This window comes from Peribacillus sp. NPDC097198 (genome assembly GCF_044762055.1).
Taxonomy (GTDB): domain Bacteria; phylum Bacillota; class Bacilli; order Bacillales; family DSM-1321; genus Peribacillus.
Window position 1 is genome coordinate 241,343 of sequence record NZ_JBIWDO010000001.1, and the last position, 26,087, is coordinate 267,429.

The following is a 26,087-nucleotide window of genomic DNA, read 5'->3' on the forward strand; positions in this document are numbered from 1 at the left end:
CCATTACAAATGGAACTTTCACTACGGTTAGTGTTCCCTACCTATTATCCTATATAACAAATAATTTTTCGTCCAAATATTTGCTCAACCTAACAGGTTTTGAACAAGCTTTACATACTTCGACAAAGTGGACACCGATATGAAATATTTATCCGCGATGACCTGTTTACTCATCTTTTCGTTTTTCAGCTTATTCCATACATATTCGACAGCTGACGCCCAGCCTGCTGGATTGTTCAGCTTCTGATTCGCATGGGTAGCCTCGACGAAGACAGAAAACCACATTAAATAAAGGCCTGCTTCATTTAATTGGATGGGGTGAAAATGCTGATATAACAATTCTGCCGTCCGATCGGCAAAACCAATCGCTGTCAGTTGGCGGTCTTTATTAGGTTCCTGCACCATGTCAGCATAATCCTTTTCCCATTCGGTGAAATTCTGCTTCATGCCGAAAACCTGGTTTTTCAAAAGCTTCGGTTTATGAACGGAGTGCTTTAATAGGAAAATAGCAAACAATCTTTCTTCGATAAATTCACTATCAAGCCGTTTTATAATAGAAGGAAGGTGATTTTCAAACCCATCAGAGGTAGCGTTCATATCCCCCCAAGGCTCCATGCCTTCTTTTTCTGGATTCATCTCAATGACCTTTTTCCATGCTTTTCTGGCAGCCTGTTCATGTCCTAAATGATGAGCTGATATCGTCAGCCAATAGTAGAACGTTCCGTCGCCTTCAAAACCTTGCTTTTGTAGCACATTTAACCATTTATATGCAGATGCATAGTTTCCGATTAATGCAAAAGTGGCACCAAGCTTGAAGCGATGTTCCGATAGCATCGGCCGGATCTTTTCGAGCATCGAAACAAGTTCATCCACCTTCTCATCTTCCTGCTGATAATGATAAAAGACGACTAAATTACATAGCGCATGCAGGTTTCCTGGGCTTTTTTCCAGGACCTCATCCAATGTGGCGAACGCCTCATCTTCCTGCCCAAGGTAAAAGTAGGCTAACGCAAGGTTATTGTAAGCGGACCAGTAATCCTTATATTCGGCAATCGTTTCTTTTAACACTTCAATCGCTCTAGGGAAGTCGCCCGCTTCCAAATATTCACGCGCTTTCTCCTGTTTGGCAATCAGGCCATCATGCTTGAAGGGATTTTCCTCCGAACCATCTGACTCAAAGGTGATAAGTTCAAGAAGATCCTCAGCGTCGTCACTGAATTCCCCGTCTTCCTCTTTATCCAGGTAAGCACTCGCATGGCGGTATGCTTCCTTGAACATGCCTAAATGGGCATAATTATTGGCTAGGAAGTAATGGCATTCCGACATAAAGGGATCCATTACATCCAAGATATTTTCTAGAAGGTTATTGGAATAATTGTATTCTCCGATTTCCGAACAAGTAATTGCCAATTGGCATGCAATCATCGGTTCAGCGGGTTCAAGTTCCAAGGCACGTTCCAGGTATTTTTTTGACTTTGGTAATTCATGTCTATGATATGCTTTTAAACCCTTGGTGAAGTAATACTCACCAGTTGGGTGAAAGGTTAGAATTTTTGCCTGTTGGCCATAATTAGAGTCTTTACTCATGTAATCCTCCATCTACAAGTTGATTAACTATAGTATTATACCATATGGAAGGATTTTTGCCGAACGATTCAAGAAACTGGAAATTGATATTTGACTTCCTTTTTCTCGATTTGACGGGTGGCCTTTGTAAAAAAAACACCCTCCGAAGAAGGAGGGCAATAGACCTGCTTAGGCCTTTGATTTTGGCTCGTCTTTTACGGAATGCCTAGCTTTTAATACATCAAGAACGGCCTGGAAAGGTAATTCCTGTTCTTGTAGCAGGACGAATAAGTGATAAAGGAGATCGGCACTTTCCATCGAAAGTTCTTCGGCATCACGATTTTTGGCAGCTATGATGACTTCAGCGGATTCTTCCCCCACTTTTTTCAGGATTTTATCAACGCCTTTTTCGAATAAGTAGGTCGTATAAGATCCTTCAGGCATTTTTGCTTTTCGCTCTGCAATCAACCCTTCCAATTCCGTTAGGAAATTCACGTTCGTCGGTCCAGATTGTTGCACTTCTTCATCTTTATAAATCGTTGTGCCGAAGCAACTAGTTGCACCAGTATGGCATGCGGGCCCTGCAGGTACAACCTTCACGACTAATGCATCCTGGTCGCAGTCATATTTCATTTCGACTATTTTTTGTGTATTTCCGCTCGTTTCCCCTTTATGCCATAACTCATTGCGAGAACGGCTATAGAATACCGTCTCCCCTTTTGCGATGGAAAGATTCAAGGATTCTTTGTTCATGTAAGCAAGTGTAAGCACTTCTCCTGTACCAGCATCCTGGATAATCGCTGGAATAAGGCCTTTTTCATCATATTTAATAGTATCGAAATTCATCGTACAACCACTCCTTGTTGTTTGAGAAACGTTTTGACTTCTTTAACTGATGTTTCTTTATAATGGAAAATTGAAGCCGCCAATGCCGCGTCCGCTTTTCCTTCTTCAAATGCAGTCTGGAAATGCTCCGCATTCCCGGCACCACCCGAGGCAATGACCGGAACGGAAACAGCTTCAGATACCGCTTTCGTTAATGCAATGTTAAACCCTTGCTTCTCGCCATCACAATCCATGCTGGTTAATAAGATTTCACCGGCACCACGGCTGACCGCTTCCTTTGCCCAATCTATGACTTCCCATTCTGTCGGTTTTCGGCCCCCATGGGTATACACACGCCAAGAACCAAGCGCTTCATCATATCGTGCATCAATGGCAATGACGATGCATTGCGCTCCAAAGTAATCGGAACCTTCATTGATTAAGTCAGGTCGTAGGACGGCGGCTGTATTTAGAGACACTTTATCAGCGCCTGCTCGTAGAATCTTCTTCATGTCCGCTAGTGAGTTAATGCCACCGCCAACCGTAAAGGGGATGGCAAGGCTACCTGCCACACTTTGAACGACGTCGACAATGGTTTCCCGTCCTTCATGCGAAGCAGAAATATCAAGGAAGACCAGTTCATCGGCTCCTTCTTGATCGTAAAAGGCCGCAAGTTCGACAGGGTCCCCCGCATCTCTTAAGGAAACAAACTGAATCCCCTTAACGACGCGTCCATCCTTTACATCCAAACAGGGGATAATCCGTTTTGTCAGCATTTAACCACGCACCTTTTCCAGCGCTTCTTTTACCGTGAAGCGGTTCGTATAAATGGCCTTGCCGATAATCGCCCCTGCAACACCTTGGGCTTCATATTCTTGGAGTTTGATAAGGTCAGCAAGCGAACTGATGCCTCCTGATGCGATCACATTCTTACCGGTTGCTTCCGCCATCGCGACAATCCCCTTCACATTAGGACCCGAAAGCATCCCGTCCGTCGCGATATCTGTCACGATAAACGTTTCCGCACCGGCATCAGCAAGAATTTTCCCAAGATCGATGGCCAGTGTTTCAGAGGTTTGTAGCCAACCATGCGTGGCCACTTTACCATCCTTCGCATCTATTCCAATCGCGATGTGTTTCCCGTATTTTCTAATCATTTCTTTTGTGAATTCAGGATTGGAAACGGCTGTGCTGCCAAGAATGACACGCTCTACACCGTTATCGAGATAATGGGCAATATCCTCCTCCGTCCGAATCCCGCCGCCGATTTGGACACGCGCCCCCAACTCTTTTGCCGCTTTAATCACGTATGAGTCATTGATGCGCACGCCTTCTTTGGCCCCATCCAAATCAACCATATGTATCCACTCTGCTCCTTGGTCCGCAAAGCTTTTGGCCATATCAAAGGGAGAATCTCCATAGACCGTTTCCTGATTATAGTCTCCCTGGATTAAGCGGACGCATTTGCCGCCCCGCATATCAATCGCCGGGTAAATCGTAAAGTTGCTCATGCTTTTTCCTTCCCTTCCACTAACGACAAATAATTTTTCAAGAGAGACATGCCCATCTGCCCGCTTTTCTCCGGATGAAACTGCATGCCGAACACATTGCCTTTCCCCACGATCGCCGGTACCTCCACATCATAGGTTGCTGAAGCGATCATATACGATTCATCGGTATCTGCATAATAGGAATGGACGAAGTACACATGCTCTTCTGCAAGACCGTCGATTAATGGCGAAGATTGTTTAAATTCAAGGTGGTTCCAGCCCATATGTGGTACTTTATATGTTTGTTCGTTAGCATCAACACCGGTAAAACGAACGACTTTCCCCGGAATTAGAGAAAGTCCTTTTGCTGGTCCATTCTCTTCACTTTCATCAAATAGAAGTTGCATGCCAAGGCAAATCCCGAGTAAAAATCCACCATCGGCGACGTATTGTTTCAGGAACTCATCAAGCTTCTGTTTTTCCAAAAGACTCATCGCATCTCTGAATGAACCGACGCCTGGTAGGATGATGCCTGTCGCTTTGGCCAGCTCGGCTGGGTCGTCGGAAATGAATGAATCAGCTTCCAAACGTTCGAGCCCCTTACTGACGGAAAATAAATTCCCCATTCCGTAATCGACGATCCCGATCATTTACAACATTCCTTTCGTCGATGGAATCCCTTTTTCTCGCGGATCGATAGAAGTAGCTTCATCCAATGCACGCCCTAGCGCTTTAAAGACCGCCTCAATCATATGATGCGTATTATGGCCATAATGAACGATGACATGCAGGTTCATTCGTGCTTCAAGCGCAAACTTCCAAAGAAATTCATGCACCAATTCCGTATCGAATGTCCCGACCTTCTGCGAAGGGAACTCTGCACGGAACTCAAGGTGCGGCCGATTACTTAAATCGATGACCACTTGAGCAAGAGCCTCGTCCATCGGTACGAAGGCATTTCCATAACGTTTGATGCCACGCTTGTCCCCAAGGGCTTCCAATAACGTCTGCCCTAAGCAAATGCCGATATCTTCAGTTGTATGATGATCATCAACCTCCGTATCCCCCTTCGCATCCACAGTAAGATCGAACTTCCCATGCTTCGTGAACAAATCAAGCATATGCGTCATAAACGGAACACCCGTCTCAATCGACGAATTCCCTTCCCCATCGACACCAAACCTCAAACTAATATCCGTCTCATTCGTCTTCCGCTCCACACTAGCAAAACGCTCCATAACTAATCCTCCTCAAATCGGGGGTCAGACCCCATTTCCCAAGTTCGTAAACTCTTTGAAAACACTTATATATCAATACTTTCAATGATTTATTTAGGGGTCAGACCCTATTTCCCAAGTTCCTGCACACCACGGGATTCGATGGCGCGTGCGTGGGCTTCGAGTCCTTCCATTCGGGCAAATGCGGCAATTTTTGCCGCGTTTTGTCGGAATGCCGTTTCACTGTACATGATGATGCTCGATTTCTTTTGAAAATCGTCAACATTTAATGGACTAGAGAAACGGGCCGTCCCGTTCGTAGGTAAGACATGATTCGGTCCTGCGAAATAATCCCCCACCGGTTCCGAACTGAAACGGCCGATAAAGATGGCCCCGGCGTGGCGGATTTTCGCCATCACTTCAAGAGCATCACGAGTCACAATTTCCAAATGCTCTGGTGCCAGCTCATTTACGGCACCAATGGCCTCGTCCATATTCTCACAGACAACAATCCGCCCGTAATCCTTAATCGCAGCTTCTGCAATTTCCCGCCGTGGAAGTAATGCAACCTGCTTCTCCACTTCTTTAGCCACTTCCGTTGCAAGGACCATTGAAGTCGTCACAAGGACACTACAGGCACGAGCATCATGTTCTGCCTGTGATAACAGATCCGCGGCCACTTCCGAAGCAGCAGCCGTATCATCTGCAAGGACGGCAATTTCACTAGGGCCTGCAATCATGTCGATTGCCACGTCCCCGAATACTTCCCGTTTCGCCAATGCTACATATATATTGCCGGGACCGACGATTTTATCGACATGCACAATCGTTTCTGTTCCATAAGCAAGTGCCGCAATCGCTTGAGCCCCACCGATCTTGTAAATCTCCGTCACACCGGCAATTTTCGCAGCGGCTAAAACGGCCGGTGTCAATTTCCCGTCTTTCCCAGGTGGAGATACCATGACGATTCGCTTCACACCCGCCGCTTTGGCAGGCATCACATTCATCAGAACGGATGATGGATAGGCAGCCGTTCCACCGGGAACATAGACCCCAACCGCATCAAGGGGCGTCATTTTCTGGCCTAGCATCGTTCCATTCTCATCGGTTGTGATCCAGGAGTTCCTAATTTGTTTCTCGTGAAACATTCTGATATTATCGGCCGCTTCCTGAATGATTGCTACCTGCTCCTCAGTTAAATCCGCTGTTGCCTGTTCGATTTCCTGTTCGGTAACTAGAAACTCATCAAGACGAACGCCGTCGAAACGTTCCGTAAAATTATGTATTGCTTCATCCCCATTTTTTCTCACAGCATAAATGATATCCTGTACCGCTTTTCGTTGATCGGCAGTACCTGCATCAACTGAACGCTTTAAGGAAATGCCTTCTGCAAACCGTGCAATTTTCATGTTTCCACCTCATAAACATACGTATTATTGTTCTATGATTTCCGCTAAACGATCGACAATTTCCGTAATTCGCGCCTCTTTAATTCGGTAACTGACAGGATTCGCCACCAACCGTGAAGTCACATCGGCAATTTTCGCATATTCGACCAAACCATTTTCTTTCAATGTTTGACCTGTTGAGACGATATCCACGATTCTCTCTGCCAAGCCAATTAATGGGGCTAATTCAATCGAACCATTCAATTTGATGATTTCGACCTGCTCACCTTGCTGGCGAAAATAACTCGAGGCCACATTCGGGTATTTACTGGCAATTTTAGGGGCAAATGAGCTGATTTTCGTTCCAGGTAGCCCGGCCACCGCTAAGTAGCAAGCACTGATTTTCAAATCCAGTAATTCATAAACATCGCGTTCTTCCTCTAACATTACATCCTTGCCCGCAATCCCCATGTCAGCAACTCCATGCTCCACATAGGTTACGACATCCATCGGCTTCGCTAAAATGAACCGAAGATTTTCCTCTTCCACTTCGATGATTAACTTACGGGAATCATCAAACTCAGGAGGTAGACGGAAGCCGGCCTTCCTTAATAGCTCCGCCGCTTCTTCAAAAATTCTGCCTTTAGGCATCGCGATTGTTAAAAAGCTATTACTCATCTTGTCCATTCCCCCCATTCCCTACAAACATATGCACATCAGAAAAAGTTCTTGTAAACGCATCGACATTTTGTACGACCGTAATATCTTGGATCGTGATTCTCTTTCCTTCCAATCGTTTCGATTTCGCATAATCAAGGGCTTCCGCTCGGCGCTCCGGACTGAACAAAATGCATTCAGGTGCAATTAGCTGACTAGGTTCACCTAGTGCTTCGGCAAGGCGGTCGACACGAATTGCAAAACCAGTGGCAGAGGCATCCCATCCGAATTTTTCAAGTAAGTTGTCATAACGTCCACCATTCCCGATCGGCGACCCGACTTGACCTGCATACACTTCGAACAGCGTTCCGGTGTAATAACTCATATGACTGACTAGCGTTAAATCAAGGTTCACATATTGATCGACACCGAATTCCTTCAACTGTACAGCCAATTCCCTCAGTTCATCGAGTGAATCCTGTCCTTTTCCATTCTCAAGCAGCGCCATTGCTTTTGACAAAGTGCCCTCACTTCCTCTTAAGGAAATGAATTCGATGAGCCTTTGTTTATCAATAGAAGAAAGCGGAAGCGATTTTACATGTTCACGAAAACCAACATAGTTCTTCTCATATAACAACTTTCGTAAAACCGAAGCTCTTTCTTCCGTCCCTAATATGCTCAAGAAGAATTCCTGTAAAAATCCGATATGCCCGATGGATATTTTGAAATCCTCGAGGCCGGCAGCCTTCAGGACATCGGTAAGTAACGCGATCATTTCCGCATCTGCACTGATTGATTTGTTTCCAATACATTCAATCCCGATTTGCTCGAACTCAGCCGGTCTCCCGCCTTCACGTTGCTGGGCGCGATACACATTCGCTGAATAAGCTAGACGAAGTGGGATTTGTTGTTTAAGCAGTTTCGATGCCGCCACCCGGGCGATCGGAGCCGTCATATCCGGTCGAAGCACAAGCGTATGTCCCTGGGCATCAAGCAGTTTAAATAATTGCTGATCCAAAATGGCAGAAGCTTCCCCGATTGTTTCGTAATATTCCAAAGCAGGTGTTTCAATAAATTGATACCCCCACTTCTTGATCTCATCACTCATCTTATTTCGAACCGATACTTTGGTTTCGTATAGCATCGGTAATGTATCTCTCATCCCTAACGGTTTCTCAAACATAAATGGCTTAGTCACGACTGCACATCCTTTTGGAATAATGGGTACTGTATGTATTTCCATTCGACCCCCCTCTTTTAAAATGCAGGGCCTTGATAAATTAAATATGTGTATACTTATATCTTTCCTATATGCCAATCTTAAAACCCCACTATGGGTCACATGTAAAATACTATCAAAAAAACTAACATAATCCTATAAATAATCGCAATTATCTATCAAATCGCTTTAGTTCGCTAATATGGTAACAAGATGAAGTTATTACTAGTGTACTCCTGCCCCCACCTCCCGTCAATGAAAAAAGGGGGTCAGACCCTATTTCCCAAACTCCTTATAAGCACCCGACACCTACAGCGGCGTGGTTTTGGAAAAAAACAGGAGGGGTCAGACCCTATTTCCCGGTCCTTTTCTACTATCTTTGTTCGTTTTTTATTATTGTTGTATATCTTTTGGTATGGAGGATTTATAATTTTTAGTGGTTTAGGTGTATTTTAACTTCTTAGGGGGAAATGATTTTGAAGAGATTTTTGTCGTTTATTGTTGCAAGTGTCATCATTTTTACGTTCGGGTTTGGCGGGGATAAGGGGTTTGCCGCAATGAAAATCAATCAAGATGAGCTGAATGCCTATCTTGCTGAAATAAGAATGACGGAAGACGAGTTAAAAGAGTACTTGGACTACTATGATTTAACTTTGAAAGATTTCGATTCATTGGAAGAGCTACGCGATACTTGTGGTCCCATCGTTACTCCAGAATCTTTACAGGAGCTCCTGGATGAATATGAAATGACCGAAGAAGAGGTTACGAGCTTATTAGTGGAATATGGCGAAATGGAAAAAGGGGAAACCATTCTCGATTCGTTTCACTTCATTTACGATATTCAAGATATCATTGATATGGATTTAGAATCAGACATGGATTATGCCGACGAGGATCTTCTTGATCTGATGGATGGTCTATTTACCGAAGTCGATCTCACAGAAGAAGAACTCGACCGCCTGATGAACCATTTGTTGCCCATCGTCGAGGACCCTTCCTTCGAATCACGCTTAATGGCGATTGCCGATAAGATGGAACAATTGGAATACTTCGATACAATCGATGAACTTTCCGCTGAACAAGTGGCTGAAATGCTTTCAATTTATGATGAATTGCAAAACTTGTTGCAGATTCAATTCAAGTTTTCCTTAACTCATGAAGGCGTTACCTCCACTCTTTCTCTTGAATCATTATTCCAGCTAGAGGATTTAACGAATGCTAGCTTGCTAGTCTCCATCTATGACTTAAGTGGCAACCTCTTGCTTGATTTTAAATTGACTGGGGAAATGATTGGTTCCACTTTAGTGAAAGAAACAGGAAATGACCTTAAGCAAACAACGAAGGTCATAACCAAAGTGGCTGATGTAAAACAAGAAAAGCCTACACATAAAACGGAAAAAGGTGCTTTGATGCCCAAAACTTCCGGTAACTATCTTTTTGGTGCGTTAATCGGCTTAGTGATGATTGCCCTTGCCTACAGGCTGATCAGAAAAGCGACACTCGTAAAATAAGATGAATCCCAAGCAAAAGAAAAAGTGGCTGCTCCTTGTAGCTTCCTGCCTCATAATTGTAGGGTTTTATTTTACGACGACGAATACTTATACGCTGTTAAAAGGCTATGCCCTCTATAAATGGAACAAGCCGGATAGTGTGGAGTCGACGGCGACCCTACACCAAGAAAAAAAGGACCCTGTTCCTGATCAACTATATGAAAAAAGGCCAGAAATGGGCGACCTGGTGGGTGAACTGTATATCCCCAAGCTCGAAGCAACCTTACCGATTTATCATGGAACAGATGAGGATGAGCTTGAAAAGGGAGTCGGCCATTATGCAGGTTCTGTCCTGCCTGGGGAAAAGGATAATTCCGTTTTATCTGGCCATCGGGACACTGTATTCCGGAAGCTAGGTGAGGTTGGTAAGGGGGACTTGCTGATCACGAAGACAGAAGCAGGCACGTTCACGTATAAGGTAAGAAAGGTCCGTATTGTTGATGCCGATGACCGGACCGTGATCGTACCCAAGCCCAAAGCCACGCTAACGGTAACAACCTGCTATCCTTTTTCATATATTGGTAGTGCACCAGAGCGATATGTATTGATTGCTGATTTACTGAAATCGGAAGTGGACAATTAAAAGAGAGGGCTGCATCCTTTTTGCAGCCCTCTCTCCATTATAAGAGAGTAGGAGGACGGGCGCGTGACCGATAAAAGGGCGCAGGAAAATTTCTTTCAAATCGTAAGAAACACATATGAAATCACGTCTAGTGAAGAGAATATATCATTGGCAGAGGTTATGGATCAGCTAAAAAAGGATTTGTCCCAGCTAAAAGGACTTACTCATTGAGCAAGTCCTTTTTCTTATAAAGAAGTTTGCTGTTCACGCTTCAGCATTTCTTCTTTAGTATAAATCAGCTGCATCGGATTCCCACCAACGAAAGCTCCCTCTGGAACATCCTTATGAACAAGCGTCCCAGCTGAAACAATTGCCCCATTTCCGATTGTCAGTCCCGGAAGAATGGTGGAATTGGCTCCAATCAGTACTTCGTCCCCAATGACCACCTCTCCCAACCGGTACTCGTCGATCAAATATTCATGAGCAAGAATCGTCGTATTATAGCCGATGACTGTATTCCGCCCCACTGAAATCTTTTCAGGAAACATGACATCCGGCATGACCATCAAGGCGAACGAGGTATGCTTTCCCACTTCCATTCGCAGAAAAGTTCGGTACAACCAATTTTTCATGCCTAAAAACGGTGTATATCTTGCTAGTTGAATCACAATAAAATTCTTCACGACTTTCCAGAACGGGACGGTTTTATACACATGCCAAAGTGAATTGGCCCCTTTTACTGGAAAGCGGGTCGTCCGTCTCATCCCTTAACCTCTTCAAACTTCTCAGCCTCTACTATATCCAATAAATCAGACATGTTCTCCAGCATGAAATCTGGATGAAAGCTTTCCAGGAACTCCCGGCCCTTTATGGACCACGCAACACCGGCCGTTCTCGTTCCCGTGTTTTTTCCACCAAGAATATCATGATGGCTGTCGCCAATCATCACCGCTTCTTCTGGAACTGAGTCAAGCTGCTTTAATGCTTTTAACAGCGGCTCCGGATCTGGTTTTGCGTGTTTCACTTCATCCAAAGTGACTACGACATCAAAGAATTGATCAAGTTTGCTTAAGCGTAAGCCTCTTTCGACAATATCCCTTTTCTTCGTCGTCACGACAGCTAGCTTATAGCCACTTTGCTTCAACGTTTGGACCGTCTCGAAAACCCCATCAAATTGGGTTACCAGCATATCATGGTTTTTCCAATTATGTTCGCGATAGCGGGCGATCATTTCATCCGCGCGTTCCGGGTCTATCGAAGTAAACGTATCGACCAATGTCGGGCCTATGAATGGGATAATGTCCTCCCGCTTGAATTGTCCGGGATAATAATGGTTCAACGTTTCCGTAAAGGAGGCGATGATTAATTCATTCGTATTGATCAACGTTCCATCCAGGTCAAATAATAGTGTAGTTATATTACTGTTCATATGCGGCATCCTTCCTCTGTACACTGCTGTATCGATTCCATATATAAGCGACTACCATCGTCAGGACAATGGCGGTGACCAGCCTGATTAGTAATAAAGGCAAAACGGGAATCCCCAGTGGTATAAAAATCAATGTATCTTCTATAACGGCATGGCAGGCTACTAAAAAGATGAACGCGAGGGTCATATCCTTCTTCGAGACATTGTCTTCCTTGGCAGCCTGAATCATCACACCCGCTCCATAAGCAAGGCCAAGTGTCAGCCCTGCCACAAATGGCATTGATGTATTTGGCTTCATCCCCAGGATTTTCATAAAAGGAGCAAGTGCCTTGGAGAAGGCCTCCAGCCATTTTAAGTCTTTCATAATCTGAACAACGACCATAAGGGGCATCACGATGAGCGCCAGCTGTCCAATTCCGTATAGAGCCTGAATGACCCCATGTAATAGAATCGCACCAGCCCCGGTAATCTCGACTGTCTCCGGAACAGCAAAACCTTGGGCCATTTCCGCACCACCCTGCCAAACGAGATTGATGATGACGGCAGACACTAGGGCGAGACCAAACCTGACCAGCAAAATGACCCACAGCTTGACGCCCGTTTTCATGGCTACCCCCGATTCGATAAATAAATTGTGTGAAAAGGATAACATCACGGCAATGATGAAGACTTCCTTTACCGTGAGATTGAGCGTCAAGATTCCTGCAATTGCCGCATATAAATTCAAGAAGTTCCCTAGTACAAGCGGGATGGCCGCATCACCAGGGAGACCGATTAAATTCATCAGTGGCGCAATTAAGTCAATCATCCATGGTAATACAGGTGTATACTGAAGCACCGTCACAATCAATGTAACCGGAAAAATGATTTTCCCCAATGTCCAAGTAGTATTTAAACCAGAAAGAATGCCCCTCTTAACGGAATCTACTATCACTATGCCCTCTCCCTTTACACATATTCTCTATGCATCTAAATATCGTTTATCCGCATGACCACGGAACCTTCTATAAAGAATGAAAGCAACAGCAATAATGATCAAGACAATGGAAATCACTTGGGCAATCCGAAGTGAATCCGTTAGCATCAAACTATCGGTCCGCAGCCCTTCAATGAAAAAGCGACCAACTGAATACCATAGAACGTATGTTAAAAATAACTCTCCCCTACGCAAGTTCACTTTACGCAATAATAGGAGGATGACCACGCCGACTATGTTCCAGACCGATTCGTATAAAAAGGTCGGGTGATAATACGTTCCATTTATGTACATTTGATTAATAATGAACTCTGGAAGATGTAAGTTTTCCAAGAAGGCCCTGGTTACTTCCCCACCGTGCGCTTCTTGGTTCATGAAATTGCCCCAACGGCCAATGGCCTGACCTAGCAACAAACTTGGGGCAGCGATATCCGCCAACTTCCAAAATGAAACGTTCTTTACCTTTGCAAAAATGATGGCGGTTAGGACCGAACCGATTAATGCCCCATGGATGGCAATTCCGCCATTCCATATTTTAATGATGTCCCCAGGGTTTTGTGAATAATAATCCCATTGGAAGATAACATAATAAATGCGTGCACATATAATCGCAATGGGCACTGCAAACAGGATCATATCCGTAAATAGTTCCTTATCCAGGCCTCGGCGTTCTGATTCCCTTAAGGCAATGATAAGGCCCAGTAGTACCCCAAACCCGATAATCAGTCCATACCAGTGTATCTGGATGGAACCAAGTTCAATCGCAATCGGATTTATTGGTTGAATTCCTTGCTCCATTTTGTCCCCTCTTTTCTGATAACTTTACTTAAAATTCATCGTTGTCCGAATCGGCAATAGCATTATTTAAACGATCCGAAAATTGTTCCGCGGCATTAACACCCATGCGTTTTAACCGGTAATTCATGGCGGCCACTTCAATGATGACAGCTAAATTTCGTCCTGGACGAACCGGAACGGTGATTTTCGTAATCTCTGTATCAATGATTTTCATTGTCTCTTCATCCAGGCCGACCCTGTCATATTGCTTATTCTTTTCCCAAAGTTCCAGATTGATGACGATGGAAATTTTCTTGTGGCTCCGAACAGCTCCGGCCCCAAATAACGTCATGACGTTGATGATGCCCAGTCCCCGGATTTCAAGAAGGTGCTCAATTAAATCCGGAGCATTCCCGACAAGCATATCCTGATCTTCCTGGCGGATTTCGACGCAATCATCGGCTACAAGACGATGTCCACGTTTAACCAGTTCGAGCGCCGTCTCACTTTTACCGACCCCGCTTTTTCCAGTAATCAGCACACCCAATCCATAGATATCCACTAACACGCCATGAATCGCTGTAGTGGGGGCTAATTTACTTTCGAGAAAGTTCGTCAGACGGCTGAATAACCTCGTTGTCTTCATGGAGGACCGCATGACAGGAACGGACTCGCGTTCCGATGCTTCAATCAACTCGATAGGCACTTCCTGACCACGAGTGATGATGATTCCCGGTGTATAGTCTCTACATAGTTCTTCCATCCTTTGTATTCGATCGGCCTCATTCAGACGGTTGAAGAACGACATCTCCGTCATTCCCAGGAGTTGTACGCGATCTGCAGGATAATAGTCGAAGAAACCGGCTATTTCCAATCCTGGTCGAGAAAGGTCACTTGTAACGATTGGACGGTTGATGCCTTCTTCACCACTGATAAGTTCAAGATCGAATGCTTCGACTACATCCTTTGTACGGACTTTTGCCATATATCTTTCCTCCTTTTTTGGAGCGATGTTTATTTTTAGCGATACTTTTTCATTTTAGCATTATTCTGTAAATAACCAAACCACGCATGATCAATTTATTCTTTTTTCCTATCCGGAAGCTACTTTACCCCTTTCCCATTTGATTATAATGAAGAATACAGGATTTCGAAAGGAAGGGATAACACATGAAAATCGTACTTGATGCCGGCCACGGTTATTCGACCCCCGGCAAGCGATCTCCCGATGGCATGAAGGAATATGAGTTCAATCGCGAGACGGCTGCCTTCATCAAACACTATCTAGAAAAATCAAAAGGCATCACGGTTCATTACGCCCACGAAGATGAAAGGGACGTCCCTCTTGGCGAACGAACCCGGAAGTCCCATGCCCTCGGAGCTGACCTATACCTCTCCATCCATGCGAATGCCGCTGGATCAGGGAAATGGCATGAGGCAAACGGGATTGAAACTTATGTTCATACCTCTAAACCGAAGGAATCGCTCTCCCTCGCCGAAAAGGTCCAACATGATTTGGTAAAAGCCACACAATTGAAGAACAGAGGAGTGAAGACGGCAAACTTCCAGGTTCTTCGTGAAACAAAATGCCCTGCCCTTTTAATCGAATGTGGGTTCATGACCAATCAACAGGAGGCCTCCCTTTTAAGAACGGAAGCCTTTCGGAAAACATGCGGGGAGTCCATCGCCAAAAGCGTCCTTGCCCATTATAAGCTTAAAAACGAGGGCTCCTCCACCATTCTGTATAAAGTCCAAATCGGAGCCTTCACGGATAAGAAAAAAGCTGAAACCCTTGTCAAAAAGTTGGCCAAAGATGGTTATGATGCCTTCATTACCAAGCAAACATAAACAAAGCCCGTCAGTCTAACTGGCGGGCTTACGCTTTTTTTTACTTTTAAGAAACCGTGATGGCTGCCGTTTTCGTGTCGGCGAATACATGGAGGACCGAATCATCAAAACTAGTCGTTTTAAACTTAAGCACTTTTTGAACCACATCACTTTTTTCTTCGACGATGGTCATTCCCTCTAAGCTTACGTTAAAACTTCCTAAGTTAGACTTCAACTCTCCTTCAATCGCCTTTCCTGGAGGCAAAATCAGCTGGACCTTCCCAGTAATCGATTTGGCATGGATTGCTTCACAATCCTGCGCTTGATTCTTGCAGACGATTTCCCCGTTAAAGGACTGAACATCCATTTTCTTGAAGTGCCCATCGGCATTAATTGCCCCATTTAATGTTTCTGCCTCGAGCTCATCATAACTCGTATCTGAAATGGTGATGGTTCCGTTACCCGTTTCAAGTTCGCACGTTTCACCTTTCCCTTGTTGGATATGGATGACACCATTTGCCGTTTTGGCCTTAAGTTTCTCTGCCGTCAGGGATTCTGTAGTGATTGCACCGTTAAACAGCCTAACCTGAATGTCTTCATAGGCCTTGCTCGGGATATACAACACCGTATCGACCTTCATCGTCTTTTCACGGACCTTGAACTTCATTTTCCCAGCGTCGATTGCGAAGTGAACTTCCTCTAGGAAGGTCTCCCTCGCCTTTTCTATATCTTCCACCCGATACACTTTAGCAAGACATTCCACTCGTACATCCTGCTGGTCCCATGTTGCGATTTTCACTTTCCCATTTGCGATATCGATATCGATTTCATCCAGGTACTCATAATCATGTTGAAAAATATGACTGACCTCGACGGATTTCCCAAAGTTAAAATCCAAATCCGTTTCTTTAATCTTTTTATATGCACTTTCAACGAAGCCTAAGATTTTTTCCTTAGAGGATTGTACATTCTTCTTGAAGGTATCCTGGGCACTGTCATCACTTTTCTGATTGACAACAACGGTGGATAGCTCATTTTGCAACTTCTGCTCTTTTGCATCACTTTCCAAACTAGCCTTTTCTAATTCCTCCAACAGATTCAATGCTTCTACTGCTGTCAGCTTTCCTTCTTGTACCATCTCTAATATTCTCTGTTTTTCCGCTTGCATAGACATCCCCACTTTCTTAGAGTACCTTACACATACATACGCCCAGACAGGTGAAAAGTTTCATAATTATCCCAATTCCATTTATCGACAAAGAGTGGCGACAATTTCTGAAAGGGGAAAGAACACATTTCCCCGGAAATAATGGAGTTCAATTGATTTTAATCAACTGATTAATTAAAAGGAACCTGCCATATTTCTACAAAAAGCAAGCCGAATTGGCTTGCTCTTAAACATGTTCATGCTCTTGTTCTTTTTCTTCGATCCATTTTTCCATCCGGATTTTATCACGGGTCAACACAGGCTTTAAGTATTTCCCTGTATAAGATTCAGGCACTTCACAAATATCCTCTGGTGTTCCGTAGGTTACGATGGTCCCGCCTTTATCTCCGCCTTCAGGACCCAAATCAATGATATGGTCCGATGCCTTGATGACATCAAGATTATGCTCGATAACGAGAACGGTATCCCCATTGTCCACAAGTCGCTGTAAGACTTCAAGCAACCTGGCGATATCATGGACGTGCAGACCGGTAGTCGGTTCATCCAAGATATAAAATGAACGGCCAGTTGAGCGGCGATGCAATTCGGAAGCGAGCTTCACCCGCTGGGCTTCACCGCCTGAAAGTGTGGTTGCCGGTTGCCCAAGCTTGATATACCCTAGACCCACATCAAATAGCGTTTGTATTTTCCGTTTGATTTTCGGGATATTTTCGAAGAAGTTGACAGCCTCCTCGACGGTCATATCAAGGATATCAGAAATGTTTTTCCCTTTATATTTCACTTCCAGTGTTTCACGGTTATACCTTTTTCCATGGCAGACTTCACATGGAACATAGACATCAGGAAGGAAATGCATTTCGATCCTAATAATTCCGTCACCACGGCAGGCTTCACAACGGCCGCCCTTCACATTAAAGCTGAAACGTCCTTTTTTATACCCACGAATCTTCGCTTCATTCGTTGATGCAAAAACGTCACGAATATCATCGAACACGCCTGTATAGGTGGCTGGGTTAGAACGAGGTGTCCTGCCAATTGGTGATTGATCAATATCAATTACTTTATCTAAATGTTCAATCCCTTTAATTTCACGGTACTCCCCAGGTCTAGCCTTGGCACGGTTCAGTTTTTGCGCTAGAGACTTATGAAGGATTTCATTCACTAACGTACTTTTACCAGAACCGGAAACCCCAGTGACCGATGTAAAAACTCCAAGCGGGAATTTAACATTGACGTTTTTTAGGTTATTTTGCTTAGCCCCTTTGATTTCAATGAACCGTCCGTCGTTTTTTCGGCGTTCTAACGGAAGAGGGATGAACTTCTTTCCGGAAAGGTATTGGCCCGTTAATGATTGGGGATTATTCATGACTTCTTCCGGGGTGCCGGCAGCTACGATTTCTCCACCATGTTCACCTGCTCCCGGTCCCACATCAATCAGATAATCTGCCGCAAGCATCGTATCTTCATCATGCTCGACCACGATGAGCGTATTGCCGATTTCACGCATGTTTTTTAGCGTGTCAATCAATCGGTCATTATCACGCTGATGCAGACCGATGGAAGGTTCATCTAAAATATACAGCACCCCCGTCAGACGTGAACCTATCTGGGTAGCCAACCGGATACGCTGAGCTTCCCCACCCGATAATGTTCCTGCTGCCCGGCTTAACGTCAAATAATCCAACCCGACGTTATCAAGGAAACCAAGGCGTTCGCGGATTTCCCGTAAGATCAACTTCGCAATCGCGGCTTCTTTTTCGGTCAACTCCAGGTTATCGAAAAACTGCAAGGAGTCTGCAACCGATAAAGCCGTTGTTTCACTTATATGGACACCTTGAATGAGGACAGCGAGGCTTTCTTTTTTCAATCGATGCCCCTTACATGTGGGACACGGATTCTCCGACATGTATTTCTGCATTTGCTCCCGTATATAATCGGAGTTCGTATCCTTAAAACGCCGTTCGATATTTCGTAAAACCCCTTCAAACGGAATATGGCCTTCCTGCACTCTTCCAAAATCATTTTTATAGCGGAAATAGATCTTATCCTTACCTGATCCCAGTAAGATTTTCTCCAGTTTCTCTTCCGGAAGGTCTTTGACCGGGATATCCATATCGATGTCATAATGAGTCGCTACAGCTTCAAGGAGCTGCGGGTAATATTGAGAACTCGTCGGCTCCCATGGCGCTATGGCATGCTGGCGAAGACTTAACTCTTTATTCGGGATGACCAGATCACGGTCCACTTCAAGCCTTGCACCCAAACCATCACAATCCGGACAGGCCCCGAATGGACTATTGAAAGAAAACATCCTCGGCTCTAACTCCCCAACAGAAAAACCACAGATTGGGCAAGCATGATCCTCACTGAAGAGTAATTCTTCTTCGCCCATCACATCTATAATGACCTTGCCATCCCCAAGCTTCAAAGCGCTTTCCAAGGAATCTGCAAGTCTTGCCCTGATTCCTTCTTTGATGACGATCCGGTCAATGATGACTTCTATTGAATGCTTTTTATTCTTTTCAAGGGTGATATCATCACTGAGGTCATACATCTCCCCATCAATCCGTACACGGACATACCCTTGTTTCTTCACTTCTTCCAGCACTTTCACATGCGTTCCTTTTCTTCCTGAAACGAGTGGTGCCAATACTTGAAGCTTTGTCCGTTCCGGATAGTCAAGTATACGGTCAACCATTTGTTCAATCGTCTGGGAACTGATTTCGATATGATGGATCGGACAAGTCGGCCGGCCGACCCTCGCATATAGCAATCTTAAATAATCATAAATTTCCGTTACGGTTCCCACAGTGGAACGAGGGTTCTTGCTCGTCGTTTTCTGATCGATCGATATCGCCGGAGATAACCCTTCAATCATATCCACGTCTGGTTTATCCACCTGCCCTAAGAATTGGCGGGCATAAGCCGAGAGTGATTCGACATAACGTCTTTGTCCTTCCGCATATATCGTATCAAAAGCCAAGGACGACTTCCCGGAACCGGATAATCCCGTTAGCACCACAAGCTTATCCCTCGGTATCGTGACGTCGATATTCTTGAGGTTGTTGGTCCTTGCACCCTTAATCACAATTTTATCCATTGCCATGTTTCGTCACCCTTCCGCTTTTAACTCTAATATTAAATCACGCAGTTCGGCAGCCCGTTCGAAATCCAGTGCCTTTGCCGCTTCTTTCATTTCTTTTTCCATGCTTGCCACCACTTTTTCGCGCTCTTTCTTCGGAAGCTTAGACAGTTTGATAGCCGGATCTTCCTGATACGCTTCCCCATCTTCAGCAACTTGCGTAGCCCGGATGGAATCCCTGATATCCTTTTGGATGGTCTGTGGTGTGATTCCATGCTTTTTGTTGAATTTTTCCTGGATTTCCCGTCGGCGCGTCGTTTCACTGATGGCCAGTTCCATCGAATTCGTTATCCGGTCAGCATACATGATGACGTGCCCGTTTGCATTCCTGGCGGCACGGCCCATCGTTTGGATGAGTGAACGTTCCGAGCGGAGGAATCCTTCTTTATCAGCATCGAGAATGGTCACCAAGGACACTTCGGGGATATCCAGACCTTCCCGCAAAAGATTGATCCCGACAAGGACATCATATTTCCCCATCCTCAATTCCCGGATGATTTCAATTCTTTCCAACGTTTTTATCTCAGAATGAAGGTACTGAACCTTGATTCCTATATCCTTCAGGTAATCCGTTAAATCCTCGGACATCTTTTTCGTCAATGTCGTAATTAAAACCCGTTCATCCCGTTTAGCCCGTTCCTGGATTTCACCTATCAGGTCATCAATCTGCCCTTCAATCGGTCGCACTTCAATGGTGGGATCAAGCAATCCAGTAGGTCGGATAATTTGCTCGACCATTTCCGGTGTATGTTCCAATTCATATGGTCCTGGAGTTGCCGAAACGAATATGGATTGATGGACTTTCTTTTCAAACTCCTCGAATCTGAGTGGTCGGTTATCTTTCGCAGAGGGCAGGCGGAATCCATGGTCCACCAATACCTGCTTACGAGCCTGATCGCCATTGAACATGCCGCGGATCTGTGAAAGGGTCACATGTGACTCGTCGACAATCAATAGGAAGTCTTCCGGAAAATAGTCAATCAAGGTGTAAGGTGTGGCTCCTGCGGGGCGTAGTGTTAAATGACGGGAATAGTTCTCGATACCCGAACAGAAACCCATCTCCCTCATCATTTCCAAATCGTAACGGGTCCGTTGCTCCAATCGCTGTGCTTCAAGAAGCTTTTCATCTTCACGGAGTTCTACCAATCGTTCTTCAAGTTCCGTTTCAATATTTTGAATCGCCACATTCAGTTTCTCTTCACGTGTGACGAAATGGGATGCCGGAAAGATGGCGATATGTTCCCGTTCACCAGTGATCTCGCCAGTCAGGGCATCGACTTCCCGAATCCGGTCAATCTCGTCCCCGAAAAACTCGACCCGAACGCAGTGTTCATCTTTTGAGGCCGGGAAGATTTCAACTACGTCTCCGCGGACCCTGAACGTTCCACGTTGAAAGGCAATATCATTTCTCTCATATTGAATATCTACAAGTTTATGCAGCAGTGCATTTCTGTCTATCTCCATACCAGTACGCAGCGATACCACCATCTCCCTGTATTCTTCCGGGGAACCTAACCCATAAATACAGGATACACTGGCAATGATGATGACATCTTCCCGTTCGAACAAAGAGGATGTCGCCGAGTGGCGGAGTTTATCGATTTCATCATTGATACTGGCATCTTTCTCTATGAAAGTATCAGTGGAAGGCACATAGGCTTCTGGCTGATAGTAATCGTAATAGCTGACAAAGTACTCAACCGCATTATTGGGGAAAAACTCTTTGAACTCACTGTAAAGCTGCCCTGCCAACGTTTTGTTATGGGCAATGACAAGGGTAGGCTTATTGATTTGTTGGATGACATTGGAGACAGTGAATGTTTTCCCTGTCCCTGTCGCACCAAGCAGCGTCTGCATACTCTTTCCTTCTTTTATGCCAGCAACAAGCTTTTCTATCGCCGCTGGCTGATCTCCCTGTGGAGAATATTTTGAGACTAACTCAAACGTTTCCTTCACCAAGCATGGCCTCCTACTGAATTAGTTTTATATGAAAAAAGGGATATGATTTATTCCTTCTATTTATTCCGTTTAAAGAACTATATATACACATTCTACCACAATATCCTCAAAACAAACCACCGAAAAGCGAACAAACATTCTGTTTCGCGTTTTATAACCTAGCAGGTCAAAGAGTCCTTTTCATAGAAATCGAGACAAAAAAAGCACCTCTATAAATTAGGCGCTCTTGGCTGTTCGTTTCATCATTCTTTTTGATAACCAGAAACCCACCGTCAGTGATAGTGCATCAATGATTATTAATAAGTTCGTATGTGTATAACCTTTATATGCGGAAGCGGCGATCAATGCAACCGTTAGTATAAGACCTACAATATAGTTATAGGTGACCCTTGAAAATAGCATGACTAGAAGACCGGGTAATAGAAGGGCTGAAAGAAATTTAATCATTTTTTCATCTCCTTTGTAAGAGAAAAATAGAGTAGTTACAGTTTAAATGATTCCTTGGTTTTTTGCCAATCTATTTCCTGCAAAACGAACAAGCGGTATACAAAAGGGAAACCCCCTTCAAGGAAGGGAGTTCACTTTTTGCATCCTATTAATATGGATCGGCGTCATGACCTTTTTCGACCGCTTCCTCTGGATTGTCCGTACCACCCATTGGTTTGGAAGACTCGGTATGTTGGGAAGCTGCCGCTAATCCATCTTTCAAACGACGGCCATAATCTTTATCGGCCTCTTCAGCAAGGGCAATCATCTTCTCTTGAATGCGTGGATCAGCAGGTGCGAGTGCATCCACTAGATTGGAGATCAATTCGTCCCTTTCCCAATCCTCGAATTCACGATACGTTTCACCTGCTTGTTTCGTGTTGCTTTGGCGATCTATCGTTTCACGGACCAGTTTGCCCTCCACAAAAGGGGTATACTCTTTACCCGTCTGCTCAGCCTCTTTCAATCCTCCTACAGTCGATGGTTCGTAGTTGATATGAGGACTTTGGTTTCCTCTACCCACTTCATACTGCATTTGGCCGCCCGTTTGATTGGTCGCCGTCCGTTTTTTCGGTGCATTGATCGGCAGTTGCAGATAATTGGCCCCCACGCGATGACGTTGTGTATCCGAATACGAGAATGTGCGGCCTTGGAGCATCTTATCATCCGAGAAATCCAATCCATCTACAAGGACTCCCGTTCCAAAAGCAACCTGCTCGACTTCGGTGAAATAATCTTCCGGGTTCTTATTCAAAACCATCGTGCCGACATGCAGCCATGGGAATTGGTCTTTTGGCCAAATCTTCGTATCGTCCAATGGATCGAAATCCAGTTCAGGATGGGCATCATCACTCATGATCTGTACATTTAAATCCCATTCTGGGTAATCCCCATTTTCGATTGCTTCATATAAATCCTGTGTAGCATGATTGAAATTCGTCGACTGAATCTCATTCGCTTCTTTCTGCGTCAAGTTTTTGATCCCTTGCTTTGGTTCCCAATGGTACTTGACCAGGACTGCTTCTCCCTCTTGATTCACCCACTTATACGTATTGACCCCGGAACCCTGCATCATGCGGTAGCTAGCCGGAATGCCCCAAGGCGAGAATAAGAAGGTGATCATATGGAAGGTTTCCGGAGAACTTGAGCAGAAATCGAAAATCCTTCTGCCATCCTGAATGTTCGTAACCGGGTCGGGTTTGAAGGCATGGATCAAATCGGGAAATTTCATGGCGTCGCGGATAAAGAATATTTTGAGGTTGTTCCCTACTAAATCCCAGTTTCCATCTTCCGTATAAAACTTAACGGCAAATCCACGAGGGTCACGTAATGTTTCAGGGGAGGTTCCCCCATGAATGACCGAAGAAAACCTGACGAAGACCGGTGTTTTTTTACCCGCTTCTTGAAAGACCTTTGCTCTCGTATATTTAGAAACCGGCTCGTCTCCCGCCTTGCCTGTCGGAACAAAATATCCATGTGCACCTGCACCTCGTGCATGTACCACCCGCTCCGGAATCCGCTCTCTATCGAAGTGACTCATTTTTTCCAGGAAGTCGTAGTTCTCTAATGTACTTGGTCCCCTGTTTCCAACAGTCCGGATGCTTTGATTATTCGTTATGGGGTGCCCTTGTCGGTTGGTCAAGGTTTCTTCCGATTCATTATTCGTCTCTTTTGGTTGATCAGACACTAAATTTCCTCCTTTGTAAATATCATCCATCACTCCAACTAACATCCCCAATTCCTCAAACTTCACTCATATTAATTCAAAATTCTTCAATTAATGTAAATTACGTTCTAATTACCTACAAAAAGTTCCAAAAAACACCTACTAATTGATGTGAGTATATTGTACTATTATTAATGAATCTCCTTCACACTATCGCCAATGATACCGATAAAAATCATGGAGATTACTCCAATGAAGGCATCTCCGCAGTATATGTGCACTTATATTCACTTACCAAGGGTTATTCTGACCCAACCTCTGGATGAACCATAACCATTCGATTATTTCAGCATAATTTAAAGGAGCGAGCTTTAATGAAAAGAAGAATAATCACCTTATTTGCAGCAACCTTGGTTTTTTTGACGATTTTCTCGTATCCATACGCCACCGATCAAGTTCAGGCCGCTTCCAAAACGGCCAAAGTTACAGCTAGTTCCCTCCATATAAGAGAACAGCCTAAGACAACGGCAAAATCTCTGGGCCTAATTAAAAAAGGAAAAGAAGTGACCATCTCTTCACAAAAATCCGGATGGTCGAAAATCAAGTATGGAAAACTAACGGGCTGGGTGTCCACCACGTATTTGGACGAGTTAGGTTATGTGACAGCTTCCTCGTTAGTATTAAGAAAATCAAATAATACAAGCAGCAAGGCTCTCGCAACCTTACCTAAAGGAACCGTTGTAGAAATTAAATCGACCAAAGGCAATTGGCTACAAATCTATGTATCTTCCAAAAAGAAAACCGGTTGGGTTTCTAAAACATACATATCTAGTTCCAAGCCTACAGCCACCGCTAAACCGGCAGCTGTCAGCACAACCAAGTACTATGTTACAGCCAGTTCATTGTATGTCCGTAAGTCTGCCAATACCACGTCAAAGAAGCTGGCGACGATCAATAAGGGCGCTGCCGTTACCTATATTAAAAAATCGGGTAACTGGGCAAACGTGAAGACGGCATCCGGCGTGACCGGATGGGCTTCCTTAACCTATCTATCTAAGAAAAAACCTACTGCATCTCCTTCAGCCGTTAAGGAAACGACTTACTATGTAACAGCTGCCGAGCTATATGTAAGGAAATCGGGTAACTCAAAAGCTGACAAAGTCACCACTCTAAAAAAAGGGGAGGCTGTCACGCTTTATGAAGAGAAAGACAAATGGGGAAGAATCAAAACGGCTTCAGGGAAAACAGGTTGGGCTTCCCTTACCTATCTAGCAAAAACCAAGCCGAAAGAAACAAAACCAGTAACAACCACACCACCTAAAGTAGAAGCACCTAAAAAAGAAGAACCGGTCAAAACCAAGCCAACCAAATACTATGTCATTTCCGACTCGTTGAACATTCGCAATGGACCTTCGGCAACGAATAAAATACTAGGGGCCGTCGATAGAAGTGATAGTGTCATAGTGACGGAAACACAAGGAGATTGGGGCAAGGTCGAAACACAATCCGGTTTGGTAGGATGGGCCTCCCTCACGTATCTATCGAAGACCAAACCGAGTGATGGATTTAAAGGCAAGGTGATCGTCCTTGATCCGGGGCATGGCGGGTCTGACCCTGGGGCATCCGGGAAAAATAATCGGGAAAAGGATTTAACTCTTTCCACGGCTAAAAAGCTGAAAGCCAAATTGGAGGAGGCCGGTGCAAAAGTCGTCATGACACGAACAGGCGATACGTATCCCTCTTTAAGTAAGCGAGTGGAAATCAGCCAGGCCAACAAACCCGATGTCTTTATCAGCATTCACTATAATGCTGGTCCCAGCTCAGCCAACGGCATTGAAACATTTTATCTAGCATCGAATGTCAATGAAAAAGAGCTCGCACAAACCGTACAAGCGGAAATCATTAAAGAAACAAAATTGAGGGACCGCGGTGCCAAAACGGGTAACTTCCAAGTCATCCGGGATAACAAGCAAGCTGCGATATTACTAGAATTAGGGTTCATCTCCAATTTGGAAGAAGAAAAGCTCATTGCCACGAGCGCCTATCAAGACACGGCCGTCACTGGTATCTTTAATGGGTTGAAGAAATACTTCAATTTATTTTAATGAATCAAAAAAGCTTTGGAGGGATTTTCCTTCCAAAGCTTTTTTTTAGAAATTCAAGAAACCGCATACCCAGTTTTG

Annotated in this window: 24 protein-coding genes; 5 read left to right on the forward strand and 19 right to left on the reverse strand. The window is 44.6% G+C overall.

From position 1 onward, the window contains the following. Nucleotides 1-84: 84 nt before the first annotated feature. From ACIQXQ_RS01230 to ACIQXQ_RS01270, 9 genes are all read right to left on the reverse strand, one after another. Complete coding sequence (locus tag ACIQXQ_RS01230; protein ID WP_402954514.1) at nt 85-1,587, reverse strand: tetratricopeptide repeat protein; 1,503 nt, start codon at nt 1,585-1,587, stop codon at nt 85-87. A 168-nt stretch (nt 1,588-1,755) separates the two neighbouring features. Further along, nucleotides 1,756-2,412, reverse strand: a complete 657-nt coding sequence (gene hisIE / locus ACIQXQ_RS01235; RefSeq protein WP_402954517.1) for a bifunctional phosphoribosyl-AMP cyclohydrolase/phosphoribosyl-ATP diphosphatase HisIE — start codon at nt 2,410-2,412, stop codon at nt 1,756-1,758. After that, entirely contained in the window at nt 2,409-3,167 is a 759-nt protein-coding gene (gene hisF, locus ACIQXQ_RS01240) for an imidazole glycerol phosphate synthase subunit HisF (protein WP_402954520.1), read from the reverse strand. Before hisF ends, hisIE begins: the two co-directional genes overlap by 4 nt. Continuing rightward, on the reverse strand, nt 3,168-3,902 hold the full coding sequence (hisA, locus tag ACIQXQ_RS01245) for a 1-(5-phosphoribosyl)-5-[(5-phosphoribosylamino)methylideneamino]imidazole-4-carboxamide isomerase (RefSeq protein WP_402870718.1): 735 nt from the start codon (nt 3,900-3,902) through the stop codon (nt 3,168-3,170). Beyond that, on the reverse strand, nt 3,899-4,531 hold the full coding sequence (gene hisH / locus ACIQXQ_RS01250; RefSeq protein ID WP_402954523.1) for an imidazole glycerol phosphate synthase subunit HisH: 633 nt from the start codon (nt 4,529-4,531) through the stop codon (nt 3,899-3,901). Before hisH ends, hisA begins: the two co-directional genes overlap by 4 nt. Then, nucleotides 4,532-5,119, reverse strand: a complete 588-nt coding sequence (hisB, locus tag ACIQXQ_RS01255; RefSeq protein ID WP_402954526.1) for an imidazoleglycerol-phosphate dehydratase HisB — start codon at nt 5,117-5,119, stop codon at nt 4,532-4,534. 107 nt (nt 5,120-5,226) lie between these two features. Then, a complete protein-coding gene (gene hisD, locus ACIQXQ_RS01260) occupies nt 5,227-6,507 on the reverse strand; it encodes a histidinol dehydrogenase (protein ID WP_402954529.1) in 1,281 nt (426 codons plus the stop codon). 24 nt (nt 6,508-6,531) lie between these two features. Then, nucleotides 6,532-7,164: an ATP phosphoribosyltransferase gene (gene hisG / locus ACIQXQ_RS01265; RefSeq protein ID WP_402870706.1), complete on the reverse strand. Its 633-nt coding sequence runs from the start codon at nt 7,162-7,164 to the stop codon at nt 6,532-6,534. Continuing rightward, entirely contained in the window at nt 7,157-8,386 is a 1,230-nt protein-coding gene (locus ACIQXQ_RS01270) for an ATP phosphoribosyltransferase regulatory subunit (RefSeq protein ID WP_402954532.1), read from the reverse strand. Before ACIQXQ_RS01270 ends, hisG begins: the two co-directional genes overlap by 8 nt. 452 nt (nt 8,387-8,838) lie before the next feature. On the opposite strand from ACIQXQ_RS01270, the gene ACIQXQ_RS01275 reads away from it, so the two are divergent. From ACIQXQ_RS01275 to ACIQXQ_RS01285, 3 genes are all read left to right on the forward strand, one after another. Beyond that, nucleotides 8,839-9,873 (forward strand): processed acidic surface protein, encoded by a 1,035-nt coding sequence (locus ACIQXQ_RS01275; protein ID WP_402954535.1) that lies wholly within the window; start codon nt 8,839-8,841, stop codon nt 9,871-9,873. Nucleotide 9,874: 1 nt separating this feature from the next. Continuing rightward, on the forward strand, nt 9,875-10,495 hold the full coding sequence (locus ACIQXQ_RS01280) for a class D sortase (RefSeq protein WP_402954538.1): 621 nt from the start codon (nt 9,875-9,877) through the stop codon (nt 10,493-10,495). A gap of 63 nt (nt 10,496-10,558) precedes the next feature. Beyond that, the gene (locus ACIQXQ_RS01285; RefSeq protein ID WP_402954541.1) at nt 10,559-10,705 is read left to right on the forward strand and encodes a YwzD family small protein; all 147 of its coding nucleotides are present in this window, start codon (nt 10,559-10,561) and stop codon (nt 10,703-10,705) included. Nucleotides 10,706-10,719: 14 nt separating this feature from the next. On the opposite strand, the gene ACIQXQ_RS01290 is transcribed toward ACIQXQ_RS01285, so the two are convergent. Genes ACIQXQ_RS01290 through hprK form a run of 5 tightly spaced genes read right to left on the reverse strand, consistent with a single transcriptional unit; the run spans nt 10,720 to nt 14,641 of the window. Beyond that, nucleotides 10,720-11,238 carry an acyltransferase gene (locus ACIQXQ_RS01290; RefSeq protein ID WP_402954544.1) on the reverse strand — a complete coding sequence of 173 codons (519 nt, stop codon included), beginning with the start codon at nt 11,236-11,238 and terminating at the stop codon, nt 10,720-10,722. Then, entirely contained in the window at nt 11,235-11,903 is a 669-nt protein-coding gene (ppaX, locus tag ACIQXQ_RS01295) for a pyrophosphatase PpaX (RefSeq protein ID WP_402954547.1), read from the reverse strand. Before ppaX ends, ACIQXQ_RS01290 begins: the two co-directional genes overlap by 4 nt. Further along, nucleotides 11,893-12,837 carry a nucleoside recognition domain-containing protein gene (locus tag ACIQXQ_RS01300; protein WP_402954550.1) on the reverse strand — a complete coding sequence of 315 codons (945 nt, stop codon included), beginning with the start codon at nt 12,835-12,837 and terminating at the stop codon, nt 11,893-11,895. The genes ppaX and ACIQXQ_RS01300 overlap by 11 nt, the downstream gene beginning before the upstream one ends. A gap of 27 nt (nt 12,838-12,864) precedes the next feature. Beyond that, nucleotides 12,865-13,677 (reverse strand): prolipoprotein diacylglyceryl transferase, encoded by an 813-nt coding sequence (lgt, locus tag ACIQXQ_RS01305; RefSeq protein WP_402954553.1) that lies wholly within the window; start codon nt 13,675-13,677, stop codon nt 12,865-12,867. Nucleotides 13,678-13,705: 28 nt separating this feature from the next. After that, entirely contained in the window at nt 13,706-14,641 is a 936-nt protein-coding gene (gene hprK / locus ACIQXQ_RS01310) for an HPr(Ser) kinase/phosphatase (protein WP_402870680.1), read from the reverse strand. Nucleotides 14,642-14,826: 185 nt separating this feature from the next. Here hprK and ACIQXQ_RS01315 point away from each other — a divergent pair, with 185 nt between their 5' ends. Further along, nucleotides 14,827-15,504, forward strand: coding sequence for an N-acetylmuramoyl-L-alanine amidase (locus ACIQXQ_RS01315; RefSeq protein ID WP_402954556.1), 678 nt, complete (start codon nt 14,827-14,829; stop codon nt 15,502-15,504). Between the two features lie 46 nt (nt 15,505-15,550). On the opposite strand, the gene ACIQXQ_RS01320 is transcribed toward ACIQXQ_RS01315, so the two are convergent. The 5 genes from ACIQXQ_RS01320 to ACIQXQ_RS01340 all read right to left on the reverse strand — a co-directional run bounded on the left by ACIQXQ_RS01320 (nt 15,551) and on the right by ACIQXQ_RS01340 (nt 23,925). After that, a complete protein-coding gene (locus tag ACIQXQ_RS01320) occupies nt 15,551-16,651 on the reverse strand; it encodes a DUF4097 family beta strand repeat-containing protein (RefSeq protein ID WP_402954559.1) in 1,101 nt (366 codons plus the stop codon). A 226-nt stretch (nt 16,652-16,877) separates the two neighbouring features. Continuing rightward, nucleotides 16,878-19,757: an excinuclease ABC subunit UvrA gene (gene uvrA, locus ACIQXQ_RS01325; protein WP_402954562.1), complete on the reverse strand. Its 2,880-nt coding sequence runs from the start codon at nt 19,755-19,757 to the stop codon at nt 16,878-16,880. Nucleotides 19,758-19,763: 6 nt separating this feature from the next. Further along, a complete protein-coding gene (gene uvrB / locus ACIQXQ_RS01330) occupies nt 19,764-21,749 on the reverse strand; it encodes an excinuclease ABC subunit UvrB (protein WP_402954565.1) in 1,986 nt (661 codons plus the stop codon). 219 nt (nt 21,750-21,968) lie between these two features. Next, the gene (locus ACIQXQ_RS01335; protein ID WP_402870665.1) at nt 21,969-22,199 is read right to left on the reverse strand and encodes a DUF2198 family protein; all 231 of its coding nucleotides are present in this window, start codon (nt 22,197-22,199) and stop codon (nt 21,969-21,971) included. A 148-nt stretch (nt 22,200-22,347) separates the two neighbouring features. After that, nucleotides 22,348-23,925: a catalase gene (locus ACIQXQ_RS01340; protein WP_402954568.1), complete on the reverse strand. Its 1,578-nt coding sequence runs from the start codon at nt 23,923-23,925 to the stop codon at nt 22,348-22,350. A gap of 353 nt (nt 23,926-24,278) precedes the next feature. Here ACIQXQ_RS01340 and ACIQXQ_RS01345 point away from each other — a divergent pair, with 353 nt between their 5' ends. Continuing rightward, nucleotides 24,279-26,009 carry an N-acetylmuramoyl-L-alanine amidase family protein gene (locus tag ACIQXQ_RS01345; protein WP_402954571.1) on the forward strand — a complete coding sequence of 577 codons (1,731 nt, stop codon included), beginning with the start codon at nt 24,279-24,281 and terminating at the stop codon, nt 26,007-26,009. Nucleotides 26,010-26,087 lie beyond the last annotated feature (78 nt).